Source organism: Novosphingobium sp. PhB165 (assembly GCF_004341845.1).
GTDB lineage: Bacteria > Pseudomonadota > Alphaproteobacteria > Sphingomonadales > Sphingomonadaceae > Novosphingobium.
Genome location: NZ_SLVB01000003.1, coordinates 438,239 through 453,999 on the forward strand (window position 1 = coordinate 438,239; position 15,761 = coordinate 453,999).

Annotated in this window: 13 protein-coding genes; 1 reads left to right on the forward strand and 12 read right to left on the reverse strand. The window is 65.1% G+C overall.

Annotation, left to right across the window (positions count from 1 at the left end; all coding sequences use genetic code 11):
- Window positions 1–17: 17 nt before the first annotated feature.
- The 5 genes from EDF56_RS10545 to EDF56_RS10565 form a co-directional block, all read right to left on the reverse strand.
- Entirely contained in the window at window positions 18–3,203 is a 3,186-nt protein-coding gene (locus EDF56_RS10545; RefSeq protein ID WP_132387060.1) for a multidrug efflux RND transporter permease subunit, read from the reverse strand.
- A 59-nt stretch (window positions 3,204–3,262) separates the two neighbouring features.
- Window positions 3,263–4,504 carry an efflux RND transporter periplasmic adaptor subunit gene (locus EDF56_RS10550; protein ID WP_132387479.1) on the reverse strand — a complete coding sequence of 414 codons (1,242 nt, stop codon included), beginning with the start codon at window positions 4,502–4,504 and terminating at the stop codon, window positions 3,263–3,265.
- Window positions 4,505–4,536: 32 nt separating this feature from the next.
- On the reverse strand, window positions 4,537–4,932 hold the full coding sequence (locus EDF56_RS10555) for a hypothetical protein (RefSeq protein WP_132387062.1): 396 nt from the start codon (window positions 4,930–4,932) through the stop codon (window positions 4,537–4,539).
- 467 nt (window positions 4,933–5,399) lie between these two features.
- Window positions 5,400–6,020: a TetR/AcrR family transcriptional regulator gene (locus tag EDF56_RS10560; protein ID WP_132387063.1), complete on the reverse strand. Its 621-nt coding sequence runs from the start codon at window positions 6,018–6,020 to the stop codon at window positions 5,400–5,402.
- A 108-nt stretch (window positions 6,021–6,128) separates the two neighbouring features.
- Window positions 6,129–6,602 (reverse strand): Lrp/AsnC family transcriptional regulator, encoded by a 474-nt coding sequence (locus EDF56_RS10565; RefSeq protein WP_132387065.1) that lies wholly within the window; start codon window positions 6,600–6,602, stop codon window positions 6,129–6,131.
- A 148-nt stretch (window positions 6,603–6,750) separates the two neighbouring features.
- Here EDF56_RS10565 and EDF56_RS10570 point away from each other — a divergent pair, with 148 nt between their 5' ends.
- Window positions 6,751–7,800 carry a Glu/Leu/Phe/Val dehydrogenase dimerization domain-containing protein gene (locus tag EDF56_RS10570; RefSeq protein WP_132387067.1) on the forward strand — a complete coding sequence of 350 codons (1,050 nt, stop codon included), beginning with the start codon at window positions 6,751–6,753 and terminating at the stop codon, window positions 7,798–7,800.
- 214 nt (window positions 7,801–8,014) lie between these two features.
- Here the strand turns inward: EDF56_RS10570 and EDF56_RS10575 are convergent, their stop codons facing one another.
- The 7 genes from EDF56_RS10575 to EDF56_RS10605 all read right to left on the reverse strand — a co-directional run bounded on the left by EDF56_RS10575 (window position 8,015) and on the right by EDF56_RS10605 (window position 15,754).
- Window positions 8,015–8,734, reverse strand: a complete 720-nt coding sequence (locus tag EDF56_RS10575) for a siderophore-interacting protein (protein WP_243652532.1) — start codon at window positions 8,732–8,734, stop codon at window positions 8,015–8,017.
- A gap of 41 nt (window positions 8,735–8,775) precedes the next feature.
- Entirely contained in the window at window positions 8,776–9,669 is an 894-nt protein-coding gene (locus tag EDF56_RS10580; protein ID WP_132387069.1) for a phosphate ABC transporter substrate-binding protein, read from the reverse strand.
- Window positions 9,670–9,686: 17 nt separating this feature from the next.
- Complete coding sequence (locus EDF56_RS10585; protein ID WP_132387071.1) at window positions 9,687–11,240, reverse strand: acetolactate synthase large subunit; 1,554 nt, start codon at window positions 11,238–11,240, stop codon at window positions 9,687–9,689.
- 2 nt (window positions 11,241–11,242) lie between these two features.
- Window positions 11,243–12,100, reverse strand: a complete 858-nt coding sequence (locus tag EDF56_RS10590; protein WP_132387073.1) for an aldolase/citrate lyase family protein — start codon at window positions 12,098–12,100, stop codon at window positions 11,243–11,245.
- Window positions 12,101–12,424: 324 nt separating this feature from the next.
- Window positions 12,425–13,423 (reverse strand): protocatechuate 3,4-dioxygenase, encoded by a 999-nt coding sequence (locus EDF56_RS10595; RefSeq protein WP_132387075.1) that lies wholly within the window; start codon window positions 13,421–13,423, stop codon window positions 12,425–12,427.
- A gap of 133 nt (window positions 13,424–13,556) precedes the next feature.
- Window positions 13,557–14,855, reverse strand: coding sequence for an MFS transporter (locus tag EDF56_RS10600; RefSeq protein WP_132387077.1), 1,299 nt, complete (start codon window positions 14,853–14,855; stop codon window positions 13,557–13,559).
- 44 nt (window positions 14,856–14,899) lie between these two features.
- Window positions 14,900–15,754: an amidohydrolase family protein gene (locus tag EDF56_RS10605; RefSeq protein WP_132387079.1), complete on the reverse strand. Its 855-nt coding sequence runs from the start codon at window positions 15,752–15,754 to the stop codon at window positions 14,900–14,902.
- Between the last annotated feature and the right edge of the window lie 7 nt (window positions 15,755–15,761).

Sequence of the window (15,761 nt, forward strand, 5' to 3'; positions counted from 1 at the left end):
GGACATCATCCGTCCTTTCATTCCGCCGGGATCACCGCGTGGCTCTCGTGGTGCGGTTCTGCGGGCTTGCGCCGGAGAGCCGCCGCGAGCTTGCGGCAGACGACGTAGAAGGTGGGCGTGAACAGCAGGCCGAAGGCAGTTACGCCAGCCATGCCGAAGAACACCGCCGTACCCAGCGCCTGCCGAAGCTCGGCGCCAGCCCCTGTCGCAATCACCAGCGGCACTGCGCCGAGGATGAAGGCGAACGAGGTCATCAGGATCGGGCGCAGGCGGGTGCGGGCCGCATAGACGGCTGCTTCCACCGGCGAGTATCCCCGCTCCTCTTCGGCCTGCTTGGCGAACTCGACCACAAGGATCGCGTTCTTGGCGGCAAGGGCAATCAGCACGACCAGACCGATCTGCGTGAGGATGTTGTTGTCCATCCCGCGCAAGTTCACGCCCAGCATGGCCGCGAACAGACACATCGGCACGATCAGGATGATCGACAGCGGCAGGGTCAGGCTTTCGTACTGGGCAGCCAGCACCAGGAAGACGAACAGCACTGCCATGCCGAAGACGATTCCGGCCGTGTTGCCCGCAGTCGCCTGCTGATAGGCGATACCCGTCCACTCATGGCCGTAGCCCGAGGGGAGCGTTTCGTCCGCCACCTTCTCCATCGTCGCCAGCGACTGGCCCGAGGAGTAGCCCTTGCCATAGCTGCCGTCGATTTCCACCGCCGGGTGCAGGTTGTAGCGCACCACGCGGTAGGGTCCGGTTTCGTCCTTGAAGGTCGCGACCGAGCCAACCGGCACCATCGCACCCGAGTCCGAACGGGCCTTGAGATTGGCGATATCCGCCGTCGATCCGCGATAGGGCGCATCGGCCTGCGCGGTGACGCGATAGGTACGGCCCAGCAGGTTGAAGTCGTTGATGTAGGACGAACCGAGGTAGACCTGCATCGCTTCGAAGATCTTGGACGGAGAGACGCCCAGCATGTCGGCCTTGCGGCGGTCCACGTCGGCATAGACACGCGGGGTGTTCATGCTGAACAGGGTGTAGACCTGCTGGAGCTGCGGCTGCTGGTTGGCCTGCGCGATCAGCGCGCCGGCTGCCTTCTGGAGTTCACCCAGACCGCGCCCTTCCTTGTCCTCCACGATCATGCGGTAACCGCCCGGAGGGACGATGCCGTTGATGGTCGGCGGTGGGATCAACAGCACTTGCGCCTTGTCGTAGCCCTTCAAGGCTTCGTGCGCCTGCGCCATGATGCCTTCATAGGTCACACCGAGTTGCTTGCGCTCCTCGAAGCTCTTGAAGGGGAAGTAGATGGCGGCGGCATCGGGTGCCGCGGTCTGCGACGGGCCGTGGAAGCCCGCGAACATCACCGCACCGCGCAGGCCCTTGATGGGCAGCAGACGCTTGGCGACTTCCTGCGACACGGCGTCCGTGCGGCTGAGCGACGAGCCCGGCGGCAGGAAGATCGCGGCCAGGAAGTAGCCCTGGTCCTGCTGCGGGATGAAGCCGGTCGGCGTCGCCCAGAACATGCCCACGGTGGCGGCGATGAGGGCGGCATAGGTCGCCATCATCTTTGCCGGGCGTTTCACCAGCTTGAGCGTCAATTGCGCATAGCGCTCGCTCAACCGTTCGAAGCCGTGGTTGAACTTGTCCGCCGCGCCTTGCAGCGTCCGCTTCCAGCGGGGTGCATCGGCGGGAAGGCCATGCTTTTCCCGCAGCAGCAGCGCGGCAAGAGCGGGCGAAAGCGTGAGCGAGAGCAGCAGCGAGATCGCGGTCGCCGTGGTGATGGTGACGGCGAACTGCTTGTAGAACTGCCCCGACATGCCGGTGATGAACAGCGTCGGCACGAACACCGCACAGAGCACCAGGACGATGGCGATCAGCGCGCCGGTCACTTCGTCCATCGAGCGCCGGGCGGCCTCGATCGGCTTCATGCCTTCTTCGATATAGCGTTCGACGTTCTCGACCACGACGATGGCGTCATCGACGACGATACCGATGGCTAGGACAAGGCCGAACAGCGAGAGGTTGTTGAGTGAGTAGCCGACCGCCGCGAGCATGATCGCGGTGCCGACCAGCGACACGGGGATCGCGATGATCGGAATCACCGCCGCGCGCCAGTTCTGGAGGAAGACGAGGATCACGAGCACGACCAGGATCACCGCCTCGAACAGCGTGTGATAGACCGCGTCGATCGACTGGCCGATGAATTCGGTGGGGTTGTAAATCACCGAATATTCCAGGCCCTTGGGGAAGGACTTGGCGACATCGTCCATCTCGGCGCGCACGGCCTTGGCGGCGTCGAGCGCGTTCGAGCCCGGGCGTTGCAGCACCGCGATGACGACGGTGGGCTTGCCCGAAAGGTAGGTGTTGGTGGTGTAGTCCTGCGCGCCCAGTTCCACACGCGCGACGTCGCGCACGCGGACCTGACGGCCATCGGCATCGGTCCGCACGACGATATCGGCGAACTGTTCGGGCGTGTTCAGGCGGCCCTGCATCTCGACGCCGACCTGGTAGGCATTGCCGCGATCGAACGGCGGCGCGCCGATAGAGCCGGACGAAACCTGCACGTTCTGCGCCTTCAGCGCGTCCACGATCTCACCCGCCGTCAGGTTCATGGCGGCGGCCTTGTTGGGATCGATCCAGATGCGCATGCCATAGTCGCGCGAGCCGAACAGCTGCACGTCGCCCACGCCGTCAAGGCGCGCGAGGCGGTCCTTCACCTGCGTCAGCGCGTAGTTCGACAGATAGTCGCGGCTTAGCGAGCCATCGGGCGATTGCAGGTTCACGACCATCAGGAAGTCTGGCGAAGTCTTGCGGGTGACGACGCCCATGGCGCGCACCGCTTCGGGAAGGCGCGGTTCGGCCACGGCGACACGGTTCTGCACCAGAACCTGCGCGGCATCGAGGTCGGCACCGATCTTGAAGGTAACGGTGATCGTCACCTTGCCGTCACCGGTGGACTGCGAGGACATGTAGAGCATGTTGTCGACGCCGTTGATCTCCTGCTCGATGGGAGCAGCCACGGTGTCGGCAACGGTTTCGGCGGAAGCGCCGGGATATTGGGCGGTCACCGTCACCGTCGGGGGGACGATGTCGGGATACTGGCTGACCGGCAGGCCGAAGAACGCAAGCGCACCCACCACGGTGATGAGCACCGCGATGACGCCTGCGAAGATCGGCCGGTCGATGAAGAACCGGGAAAATCGCATGGGAATGTGCCCCTCTGGGGGGAGCGGTCACGGAATGGACCGCCCCCCCGATGGGTGGATCAATGGGCGATGGTGGCCTGCGCCGCTGCGGGCGTATCGGGGCCGGAAACGGCCGAAGCCGCATGCGCGTCGGGCGCAATCTGGCCGCGACGGATATTCACCTTGGCGCCGGCAACGGCAGCCTGATAGTTGGAAATGATCACGCGGTCGCTGGGCACGAGGCCCGCACGGATCACGCGCAACCCGTCCACCAGCGGGCCGAGTTCGACCGGCTTGGCGGCAACGGTGCCGTCCTTGCCGACCGTCAGCACCACCTTGCGGGCCTGATCGGACTGGATCGCATCGTCGGGCACCAGCATGGCCTTGACGGTGCCACCTTCGGCCAGACGCATGTTGCCGAACATGCCCGGGGTCAGGAAACCGTCCTTGTTGTCGAGCACGGCGCGCACGCGGATCGTGCCCGAACGCGGATCGAGCCCGTTGTCGGTGAAGTCCAGCTTGCCGTTCCAGCGATAGTCGGCCTCGTCCTGAAGACGGACCTGTACGCTGGCGGCGTCCTTGTGCTCGGCCTTTTCGCGCTGGGTCTTGAGGAACAGCGCTTCGGATGCGTCGAACGTGAAGTAGATCGGGCTGACCGCATTGATCGTGGTCAGCAGGCTGGCGCCGGTGCCGTTCTCACCCGAGACGAGGTTGCCCACGTCCACGCGGCGGTCCGAGATGCGGCCCGCGATCGGGGCACGCACGGTAGAGAATTCGACATCCAGCGACCGCTGGCTGACGCGGGCCTGCGCGGCGGCAAGCTGCGCGCTGGCGGCGCGAACCTTGGCGCTGAGCTGGTCCACTTCGCTGGCGGCCATCGCCTCGTCACCCTTCAATCCGGCGACGCGGGCATAGTCCGAGCGGGCGAGCGCCAGCGCGCTCTGCGCCGAAGCCACGTCCGCCTGCGCTTCGGCAAGCGAGGCGCGATAGGGACGCGGATCGATCACGAAGAGCGGCTGCCCGGCCTGCACATAGTCGCCGTCACGGAACAGGATCTGGGTGACGGCGCCCGAGACGCGCGGGCGCACTTCCACCGTCTTGCTGGGCGCGAAGCGGCCGACATAGTCGTCCCACTCGGTCACGTCCTTGACCAGCGGATTGGCGGCCTGCACCAGCGCGGGCGGCATCGGCGCGGCGTCGGCGGGGGCTTCGTGGAAGACTTTCCACCCCAGCCCCGCCACCGCGACGACGGCGATCGCGCCGATCGCGGCATGGCGCCCGCGCCATCGCTTTCGGCGGGTTTCGCCGCCAAACGGCAGGATCTCTGCCGTTTCTTCGAGTTTTACGGGAAAATTCACGCAGCAAGTCTCCGGACCGGGGCGCGCAGGCGCCCGATGAAATCGATCACCGCACCGACCTTGGCTTCGCTGTGGCCGGCGGCCTGCGCCTCGCGAATGGCCGAGACGGGCAGCGTGTAGCCATGATGCCAGGCCTTCACGGCCAGCTGGCGCAGCGCCTCAAGCTGCTCGTTGGCGAGCATCTTCGAAGGCGGGGTCGGCCCGAAAACCAGACGGGCAAGCCACTTGCGTTCGCGCGGCGGGATGAGGCTCTGAAGCCCGTCTTCGCGCGCCAGCTCGACAACGCGGCGTTCGAGCCGGCTCAGCTGGTCGCCGAAAAGCGAGGCGACAGGGTTGGAATTTGCAACGGGCAGCGCCGGATGCGCTGCATCGGAGAAGTCGATGAAGGCCATGTCTGTGCTCCCTGAAAGGAACCGACGCGCGCCCCGGGACAGGAGGGGGAGGTAAGGGCGCGCGCCGGCGGGCTCCGGCGCAAGGGGCACCGGAAAGTCTTGGGTGCAGACCGGCATCGCACGGAAACAGGGTTCCGCCACGTCGGCTGCTTTCGGTTTTTTCTATGGAGCCGTCCGCGGGGGGTCGGGCGGCGCCGGGGGAGGAACTCCGGCCCCGTGCTCCCGTCTAAACGGCGAGTCGGTCATGCCCTCGTTCTGTACCGATTGGTATATATAGCGGTACAGAAATCGTCAAGCAGTTTTCTGTACCGCTCGGTAAAATTAGGTGCAACGCAGCAATTTCAAGGGCGTGAACGGTGAATGAATAAAATTTTATCCGCCGTTCAGGCTGGAAATCCGCTTTCTGCGGATTTCGGCGCGGGCGCTGTCGTCAAAATCCGCCCGAAGCGGATTTTCAGGCTTACGCCCTACTTGCCGGGCCACATGGTCAGGAAGGTATCGACCACGCTCTTCGCTTCCTGCACGCAGGCACCGCCCTGGGCCTTGACCGACATGCCCTGAAGCACCGTCATGAGGCAGTGCGCCAGCGCGCGGGGATCGATGGTCTCGGGCAAATCGCCCTCCCCCTTGGCGCGTTCGAAGCGCTGGATCAGGGACTCTTCGGTCGCAAGCCGGCGGGCGGCGATGAAATCGCGGATGGAGGCGTCCTCCATCGTGCAGGCCACGGTCGAAATCACGCTGAGGCAGCCGTGCGGGTCGGTACCGTTGCCGCCGCAGTGAGTCGCAACGGCGCCGTTCAGCAGCCGCTCGGCCACGCCGCGCGCGGTCGGCGCTTCCAGCGCCTTGCCCACATAGGCCATCTTGTCGCGCTCGTAGAGGTCCAGCGCCTTCTTGAAGAGCGCTTCCTTGTTGCCGAAACAGGCATAGAGGCTGGGCTTGGTTATGCCCATCGCCTCAGTCAGTTCCGCCATCGAGGCGCTTTCATAGCCGCGCTCCCAGAACACGCGCAGCGCAGCGGTCAAAGCCTGTTCGGGATCGAATTCACGCGGGCGCCCACGAGGGGCGGCAATGGAGTCGGAACATTTCATACCGGTCGGTATATAGTTATCCACACCCACCGCGTCCAGTGGCGTTGCGAGCCAGCGTGAAGCATAGCCCGGTAAAATCCACTGCGGGAGGCATGGGGCAACCCTTCCTTACAAATGGTCCAGCGGCAGCGCCGTGGTGAACTTGATCTCCGAAAGCGCGACCATCGAATTGATTTCCTGAACGCCGGGAACCTGCGACAGCTTCTCGAAGAAGAAGCGCTCGTAGGCCTCGATATCCTCGGTGACAATCCGCAGCATGAAATCGACCGCGCCCATCAGCACGAAACAATCGAGCACCTCGGGAAAGGCGTTCATGGCATCGGCGAACTGCGACAGGTTGGCGCGGCCATGCGCGGTCAGCTTCACTTGCGCGAAGACTTGCGCGCGCAGCCCGATCTTGCGCCGGTCGAGCACGCAGACCTCACTGCGGATATAGCCTTCGTCCTTCAATCGCTGGATCCGCCGCCAGCACGGTGCCTGCGAAAGCCCGATCTCCTGCGCGATGTCCGCCGAGGACCGCGAGGCGTCCACCTGAAGGATCGCGAGAATCTTCTTTTCGAACTCGTCGAGGCCGGATGTCATATTCAATTCCAAAATTAGGCAAACGCGGAATGGATCATTCCAGTCGTAGCCCATATCCGTCGAAATTCGCAATTTTTATCACGCCGAACCCTGCTATTTCGAAGGCTCTTCCGAAGATGGGCTCCCCCGAAGCGAGGATGAAGACGAAATGGTGAACACGGTGGATAGCGAACTGGTCGAACAGTTCGTGGTAATCGACGACCCCGAAAGCGGCGCGAAGGGCGTGATTGCCATTCATTCCACTTCGCTTGGCCCGGCGGCCGGCGGCTGCCGTTTCTGGAGCTATGCCGATCAGGATGCGCTGGCGACCGACGCCCTGCGCCTTGCCCGCGGCATGACCTACAAGAACGCCATTGCCGGCCTGCCCTTCGGCGGCGGCAAGGCCGTGCTTCAGCGTCCCGAAGGTGCATTCGATCGCGCCGCCATGTTCCGCGCGTTTGGCCGTGCCGTCGAGAAGCTCGGCGGCCAGTACGTGACGGCGGAAGACGTCGGCACCACCATCGCCGACATGCGCGCCATTGCAGAGGAAACCCGCCACGTCGCCGGTCTCGACAAGAAGCCGGGCTTTGCCGGTGGCGACCCCTCGCCCTGGACCGCGCTGGGCATCTTCAAGTCGATGCAGGCCGCCTCGCGCGTGACCTTCGGTTCGGACGTGCGCGGGCTGACCGTGGCGCTTCAGGGTACCGGCAATGTCGGTTCGCACCTTGCCGAACTGCTGCATGAGGCCGGTGCCAAGCTGGTTCTCGCCGACGCCGATCCGGCCCGCGCCGAAGCGCTTGCTGCCAAGTTCGGTGGCCGCGTGGTCTCCGCCGACGAGATTCTGGCGGCCGAGGCCGAAATCTTCGCGCCCTGCGCGCTGGGCGCGGTGCTTAATCAGGCGAGCATCCCCACCCTGCGCGCCCGCCTCGTCTGCGGCGGTGCCAACAACCAGCTGGCCACCGAGCAGGATGGCGAGCGACTGGCCGCACGCGGCATCGCCTATGCGCCGGACTATGTGGTCAACGCAGGCGGCATCATCAACGTGGTGGCCGAATACCTCGGCGAGACCGAAGACCAGGTTGGCGGCCGCATCGACCTCATCGCCGAGCGTCTGGGCGAAATCCTCGCCACTGCCGAAAGCGAAGGCCGTCCGAGCCATGTCGTCGCGGACGAGATGGCGCAGAAGCTGGTTGCTCGCGGGCGTCTGGTCGAAGCGTAAGATCGAGTGGGGCGGGGTCAGGTGCCCTGCCCCCTCACCTTTCGACTGTTAGACCAACCTCCCGAAACACACTTCGTCGCCCCCGCGAAGGCGGGGGCCCCGCTTCCTTTCTCCCCGCCGCCAAGAACAAGCGGGATCCCCGCCTGCGCGGGGATGACGGGGTGGGCGGTGTGAGGTTGGGGTTAGTCGGGCCAGGCGTTGGCCAGACCGTCGCTCAGCCCTGCGCTTCGCCGACGGTCCAGTAACCGGACGAGCGCAGCCAACCCAGCGGATGGCCCATCTCGTCGGTAAGCTTGGCGCGAATGGCCTGCGCTACCGCCGCTTCCGCCGCGATCCACGCATAGCCCTCGCCTTCCGGCAGCCCGGCATCGCCCAGCGCGGCGAGCAACGGCGCGGCGTCTTCGCCGTGGCCGTCATGCTCCACCCAGACCCAGTTCAGCCCTTCCCGCTCGGGAACCGGCGCGCGCTCGATTCCCCGTGCGACCGAGACAAGCGCGGTGACGGGAATGCCCGGCCGCAGTTCCTCGATCCGGCGCGAAAACTGCGGGATCGCGGTCTCGTCGCCGATCAGCAGATACCAGTCGAAATCGTCGGTCACCACCGCCGAACCACGCGGGCCGCCGATGTTGAGCACGTCGCCGGGCTTGGCCGCCTTGGCCCATGCCGTGGCGGGGCCAGCCGGATCGTGCAGCGCGAAATCGATGGCCAGCGTGCGCGCGGCCGTATCGTACAGGCGCGGCGTATAGTCGCGCATCTCCGGCTTTTCATCAGGGCCAGCGCCCTCAGCAGCGAAGAACAGCTTGATATGATCATCGGGCGATCCGCTTTCGAAATCGGCGAGATCGTCCCCCTCCAGCCAGACCCGCAGCATGGCCGAGCCCAGAGGCTCGACCCGGCTGACCGTCAGGCGGCGCCGTCGGATGTCCCGGCGCACGCGTTGAACCGAATGGCGGGCGGGCTGTTCTTCGCTCAGGGTCAGGCTCCGAGGCTTGCCGTCACGTCGTCGAAAAGCTCGTCGACCGTGATCTTGTGGGGGATGATCTTCTGCTCGAAGGCCCAGTCGATGGCAAGTTCGATCCCCTTGCGATTGGCCTCAAGGCCCACCGGCGGGAACGGATCGGGCAGGCCCCCTTCGGTAAGATCGCGGCTTTCCACCACCATGCGATAGAGTTCGCGCACCACGTCGGGGCGGGTCTTCGTCAGGTCCTGATGCACCACGAACATGTGATTGATCGGAACCACGCCTTCGCGCGCGAACCAGTCCTTGGCGGCGTTGAAGGGATCGGGGATCAGCCGTTCCACGCGCGGGTCCTTGGGCAGATCGACGCCCTGCAGCGTCGCCGCCAGTTCACCGTCGAGCATCATTTGGCCGATGTCCGAACCCTTTGGCAGGCGCACGCAGTTTGCGGGGTCGGTGTATTCCAGGAGGTGGCCGTCGCCCACGGTCATCCACGTCACCTTGTCGAGATCGACGCCGTACTCATACTGAAGCACACCGCGCACCCAAAGGCCGGTGGTCTGCGCATAGGTGCGCACGCCGACCTGCTTGCCCTCGATATCCTTCGGGTCGAGATGGCCCAGCTCGCGGTTGAAGCCCGCGCAGTGGTGCTGGAAACGGCCCGAGATCGGCACCGGCAGCAGCACGAAGGGCTTGCTGTAGATCTTCGCCTGCAGGCAGGTGACGATCGCCAGTTCGCCGCAATCGAAGGCGTTCTCACGCAGCATGGCCTTGAAGCCGTTGTGCGCCTTTTCCGGCCCGCAGAAATCGAGGGCCACGATATCGGAAGAGACGCGCCCGTCCTTCAGCGCCTTGGTCTGCGGATAGTCCTGTACGTTGGCCTTTAACGTCAGCACTTCGGTCATGGTCATGGTTTTCCTTCTCCCGATCAGTAGAGCTTGACTTCGATCAGGCAGGGGCCGTCCATCTCGGTGGAGCGGGCCATCGCCTTGTGGAAGTCCTCGGCATTGTCGACCTGCACGCCGGGCACGCCCATGGACTTCGCCATGGCAACCCAGTCGATGGTCGGACGGTCGATATCGATCATCGCCATGGCCTGCGGGCCGGGCTGCTGCCCCGCCCCCATGTTCGTGTATTCGGCCTTGAGGATCGCGTACTGGTTGTTCGCGAAGATGATCGTGGTGATCGGCAGCCCTTCGCGCGCCTGCGTCCAGAGCGACTGGATCGTGTACATGGCCGAGCCATCGCCCACCATGCAGAAGGTCCGCCGATCCGGGCAGGCCATCGCGGCGCCGGTGGCGACGGGGGTGCCGTAGCCGATCGAGCCGCCCATGTTGTTGATCAGATCGTGCGGACGCGCGCCCATCGTCAGGCCCATGGTCTGGCGGCCGGTGGTCAGCGATTCGTCGACGAGGATCGCATTGTCAGGCAGCGCGGCGGACAGGGCCTGCGCGATGCTTTCGGGATTGAGCGCGCCGGTGGGCGCCGCTGCCTCAATCCGTTCCTGCACCAGCGGCGCGGCGCCCTTCAGGCCCAGCGCGTCGATCAGCATTTCGAGGCCGAGCGCGCTGTCCTCATCATCCGCGACAAGCGAGTGGACCACGGTACCCGGTGCCTTCAGCAGGCTGGGCTTGTCCGGATAGGCGAAGAACGCCACCGGTTCCTTGGTCTCCAGCGTGACGATGTGCTTGAAGTCCTTGAGGAAGGCCTGTCCCAGCGGCACCGCATAGGGAATGCGCTCCAGCGGCGTGCGACCGGCGCCGCGCTCGATACGTGCGGTGAAGAACTGCGATCCGAGGCGGCAGCCGGTTCCGGCCGCAACCACGCCGGCAAGGTCCAGCGCACGGCCACGCGTGGCCTTGTTGCCGAGGATCAGCAAGGTCGGCTCGCCCGAGCGGAGCACCTTGGCCACTTCGTCCACGCGCGTCTGATCGGGCGCGGGGCGGGTTCGGCTCAGACCCTGCGGCACGACCGGTGTGCCCGCGTCCTTCCATGCAGTGTCGCCCGGCAGGATCAGCGTGGCGATCTGGCCGGGGTGCTCGCTGGCCTTGGCGCAGGCGGTGGCCGTGTCCCAGGCGATGGTCGTCGCGAATTCGGCGCGGCGCACCCAGTGGCTGAGCGGACGGGCCAGCCCTTCGATGTCGGAGGTCAGTGGCGGATCGTACTTCAGGTGCGATGCCGAATGCTCGCCGACGATGTTGACCATGCCGGACGAGGCGCGCTTGGCGTTGTGGATGTTGGACAGGCCGTTGGCGAGGCCCGGTCCCAGATGCAGCAGGGTCGATGCCGGCATGTCCTTCATCCGGTACCAGCCATCCGCCGCGCCGGTGCAGACGCCTTCGTAAAGGCACAGCACGGACTTCATGCGCGGATTGTCGAGCGCCGCCAGGAAGTGCATTTCCGAGGTGCCGGGGTTCGCGAAGCAAACCTCCACACCATTGTCGACCAGCGTGTTGACGAGGGTTTCTGCACCATTGGCCATGGTCAGTACCCCGCCAGTTCGCGGCCCTGACCGACCACGCCGTAGCTGCGCGTCGGCGCGGACATCAGGAAACGATAGCCCTCGCCAATCAGTCGCGCGACATTCTTGGCATTGGTGTGCGGGTTGCCGACGACGACGTTGTGCTTCTTGCAGACCTCGACGATCTTGTTCATCGCGCTGACCACTTCCGGGTGATCGTACTGACGCGGGTAGCCGAGCGCCTGCGAAAGATCGCCCTCGCCGATCAGCACCAAGCCGATGCCGGGAACGTTGGCGAGAATGTCGTCAAGGTTCTCGATCGCCTCGGGGCTTTCGCACATCATGCCCACCAGCAGTTCGCCATGCGGCGCCAGCGGCCAGACGTCGGCCTTGGCATAGTATTCCGGCTGCGACAGGCCCCAATAGCGCGCGGCCGTGGCCGGGCCGTCGCCGCGAATGCCCTTGGGCTCGTAGAGCGCGGCGCCGGTCGGCTTCGCATAGCGGGCGGAAGCGACCATGTTGTAGGCCTGCTCCACGGTCGAAACGTGCGGGGTGATCACGCCGTAGACGCCGCGATCCAGCACCTGCTTGGCCTGGAACTGGTTCATCTCGCCGCCGTTCGCCGGGATACGCGCGATGGGCGTGACCGAGGGCGCGACCGAACCGCTTTCGGCGATCTTCTTGCGGCTCAGCATATACTGCAGCGCGTCGCCCAGCGCGGCGACGTCGTAGGGGTTGTGCTCCATCTCGAAGACGATGCCGTCATAGGGGGCATCGGTCAGTTCCTGCGCGGTCAGCTTGTCGACCTTCGAGAAGCAGGTGAAAGCGGGCTTGCCGGCTTCGAGAGCGCGGATGATGCCGTTGAGGCGCGTCTGGGTCATTGCTTGGATCTTTCCTTTCGGGCTTGCTCTGCCCGTACCTCGTCCCGGGCGGCATCGCGCGATTGATCCGGCGACCGCCGCCATCGAAAAACCGGCAGGTCCGTTTCGAAACCTGCCCGGGAGAGATCCCTCACTCTCCCGTCAGCCTGCGAGAAAAAGCTCCCACGACTCAATAAACCAGTCCGTCATCCCCGCGAAGGCGGGGATCCCGCTTCTCTTGCGGCATACGAGAGGTCGCAGAAGTAAGCGGGGCCCCCGCCTTCGCGGGGGCGACGATAAAATCGTGACCGGCACTCGATGGATTGAGCGCCCGTCACCCCGGTTCTACTCCTCCGGCTGCCAGTACATGAAGCCCATGCCCTCACCCGTGCCGGCCTCCGTGCGCCAGCAGGGCACGTAATCCACCAGAGTCATCTTCGCGCCGGTCTGCTGGAGAGCCATCATCACGATCGAGTAGATCTTCACCTCGCTCGTGCCCGACTGGTAATAGCCGTCCGGGATCGCCGCGAGGCCCTCGTAGTCATAGCTGGCCAGCTTCTCCATCACGTCGCGGTCGAACTCCTCGTCGTTGACGAAATGCGACAGGCCGCCGCTGGCGATCACCGCCACGCGCACGTCTTCCGGCCAGGCCTCGATCGCTTCGCGCAGCACGCGGCCGAATTCGATGCAGCGCGCCATCGAGGGCTGCGTCGGCGGGTAGAACAGGTTGAACAGCACCGGCACATGGCGCGGCACATCGTCACCCATGATCTGGTGGTAGACGAAGCTGTAGGCATGCGGCACCACCGGGTAGTCCGGCGCATAGCCCTGCCGCGATTCCATCCAGGTGTTCTGCGGCCACTTCTGCAGATCGTTGAGATCGAAGTTCTGCTCCTGAAACTTCTTGATCAGATAGGTCGCGAAGTCCGGATAGGCCTGATGCACGACATGGTGATCGGGCGCATAGACCGGGCGCTGCGGGGGGCCGTTGTGCACGTCCTCGCCGGTGTAGATGGTGATCGAGGGCGACTGGTCGGGCCAGATTTCCTTCTGATCCTTGCCCAGCACGATGGCGACATCGACCTTGGCGCGCTTGTAAGCCTCGGCCATCTCGTCCAGCGCGGCGCGGCAGCGGGTGGCGCGTGTCGTGCGTTCCTCAAGCGTCAGGAACGGGGCGAAAGCGGCGCCGCGTTCGGCTTCCAGTTCCGGGTACGTCCAGGTGCGACCCTGATACCAGAGTTCCGGGTTCTTGCGGTCGCGATCGCCGTTGGTCAGCCAGTCCTCGGGGGCCTGACCCAGCATCCCGCTGTGCGGAACGGCCATGCCGAATACGATCTGCGCCATTGCATCCTCTTTCAGTCAAAATCTGTTGCGAGCCTGTCGCAGCACTAGGGAGCCGCCGCCCACGCGGCCAATCCAATCTACGCTCCGGGTGATGCAACCCGCCCCCACGGGTCAGGATCACCCGGAGCGTAGCTCACTCGCCTGCTGCGAGCGAAATCTTCGGTGCCCACTCGGGGCGCAGCACCAGCCAGGTGGTCAGCGCGCCGATCACGAGGAAGACGAAGATCACCATCATCGGCAGATCGTAGCTGCCCGAAACATGAAGCAACCAACCCGAAAGGCTGGCCGCGACGCCGCCGGCAAGGCTCGTCGCCACCTGCTGCACGCCGGTAACGAGGCCCACGGCCGGCGCCGGGATCAGTGTCAGGCGGCAAAGCGCAAGGTTGTTGGCCGTGGCAAGGCCCAGGAACGAGAGCGAGAACACGTTCCAGAACAGCGCCGCGTTCAGCGAGTCCGCCTTGGCGCCCAGCAGCACCGTGCAGGCGCCGATGAAACCGGCGATCACGAAGGCCTTGCGCACGAACACCGGATCTCCGCCGCGCGCGATCAGCTTGTCCGCCATCCACCCGGCAATCAGCGCAACGATGGCGATGCCGGCAAAGCTGAAGAAGGTGAACAGGCCGGACTTCTCAAGGCTGAGCCCGCGCTCCTCGACCAGATAGCTGGGCATCCAGGTCATGCAGAAGAAGGTGAAGTAGCCGTAGCAGAAGTTCACTACCAAAGTGCCCCAGACCAGCGGGCTGGAGAGGATGCTGGCGAACGTCACGGACGACGCCTTGCGCTTGATCGCGGCCATATCCTCGCGGCGCGGCAGGTCGTTCTTCACGAGGAACATCCACGGCAGCAGCCAGACCAGACCGACCGCGCCGGTGGCGATGAACATCACCCGCCAGTCGTAGGCGGTGATCAGCCATGCCGCGATCGGCGCGCCGATGGCGGGGCCGAACTTGTTGCCCATCGCGAACAGGCCGACGGCGGTGCCGCTCTGCCCTTCCTTGAAGTTGTTGCGGATCCACCGATAGCTGGCGGGCATGACCACCGCCTCGGCCGCGCCGACGATGAAGCGCATCAGGATCAGCGCGAACATCGTCGAGATCAGGCCCGTCACCGCCGTCGCCAGACACCAGAGCACGAAGCAGATCGTGTAGGGCGTCTTCACGCCGTAGCGGTCGACCAGCCAACCGGCCGGAATCTGGATCAGGCCGTAAGACCAGAAGAATGCCGCGTTCACCCAGCCCCGGTCCATGTCGGTCATGCCGAAGTGCTGGATGAACGGCGCATCGGCGAGAGCCGACGAGATGCTGGTGCGGTCGACGAAGGCGATCATCACGCCCAGCGCCAGCAGCAGCAGCACCGCCCAGGCGGCCGCGCTGGCGGGTTCGGCTATGCTCGCCGCCCTGCCTGCTCCGCCTCGTTCCAGTGCCTTGTCCATCTCGTCTCTCTCCACTTTATGTCACCTATTGTCGCTTCTGGAGATCAGTCGTCCAGAGCGGGGTAGAGTTTCTGCGCCGTCTTCGCGAAGATCCATTCGCGGTCGGTCTCGGTGAGGCAGGCAAGGCGGCTTTCCGCAGTCGCCTTGATTTCGGCCAGCGTGCCGGGCGAAGTCGGATAGTTCGAACCCCAGGCCAGACGCTGTGCGCCGAACACGTCCACCAGCTTGGGGAACAGCGTCTCGGGCGTGGCCTCACCCTTCGTCGAATCGCCCATGATGCGCGGCGTCAGCTTCAGATAGATGTTCTCGATCGGCGCGAGATCGAACAGGCTCTGCGCATTCGCATAAGGCGCGCCGTCGGTCACATCGGGGCGGCCGAGGTGGTCGAGAATGATCGGCACGTTCGGGAAGCGCTTGGCCAGCGCGGTCACGGCGCGAAGGCCGACCGGGCCGGTCTGGATACACATGGTCAGGCCGAGGTCACCCAGCAGTTCCCACGCCGGATAGGCGCGCGGATCGTCGAGTTCGCTGGGATCGAATTCCTTGGTCGACCCGCCGGTGAACACGCGCAGGCCCTTGAGGCCCCGGTCCACCCACGAACGGATCGTCTGGGCGGCGTCGGGCGCCAGCACGTCCACCGAACCCACCGCGATCAGGCGGTCGGCATAACGGTTGCAGGCATCGACGACGTAGCTGTTGTCGAAGCCGTAAGTGGTGGAGGAATGGACGACGGCGGCCTTGGCAACGCCGGCTTCGTCCATCGAAGCGATCAGCGTCTCTACCGTGCTCGGCCGCTCCTGCGACCAGTCGGACCGTTTTCCGAACAGCGGCGCCGGGGGATAAGCGCCCTCGTCGTCGGATATGACGTGGGGATGGATATCGACAAACTTGGACGTCATGCACCTG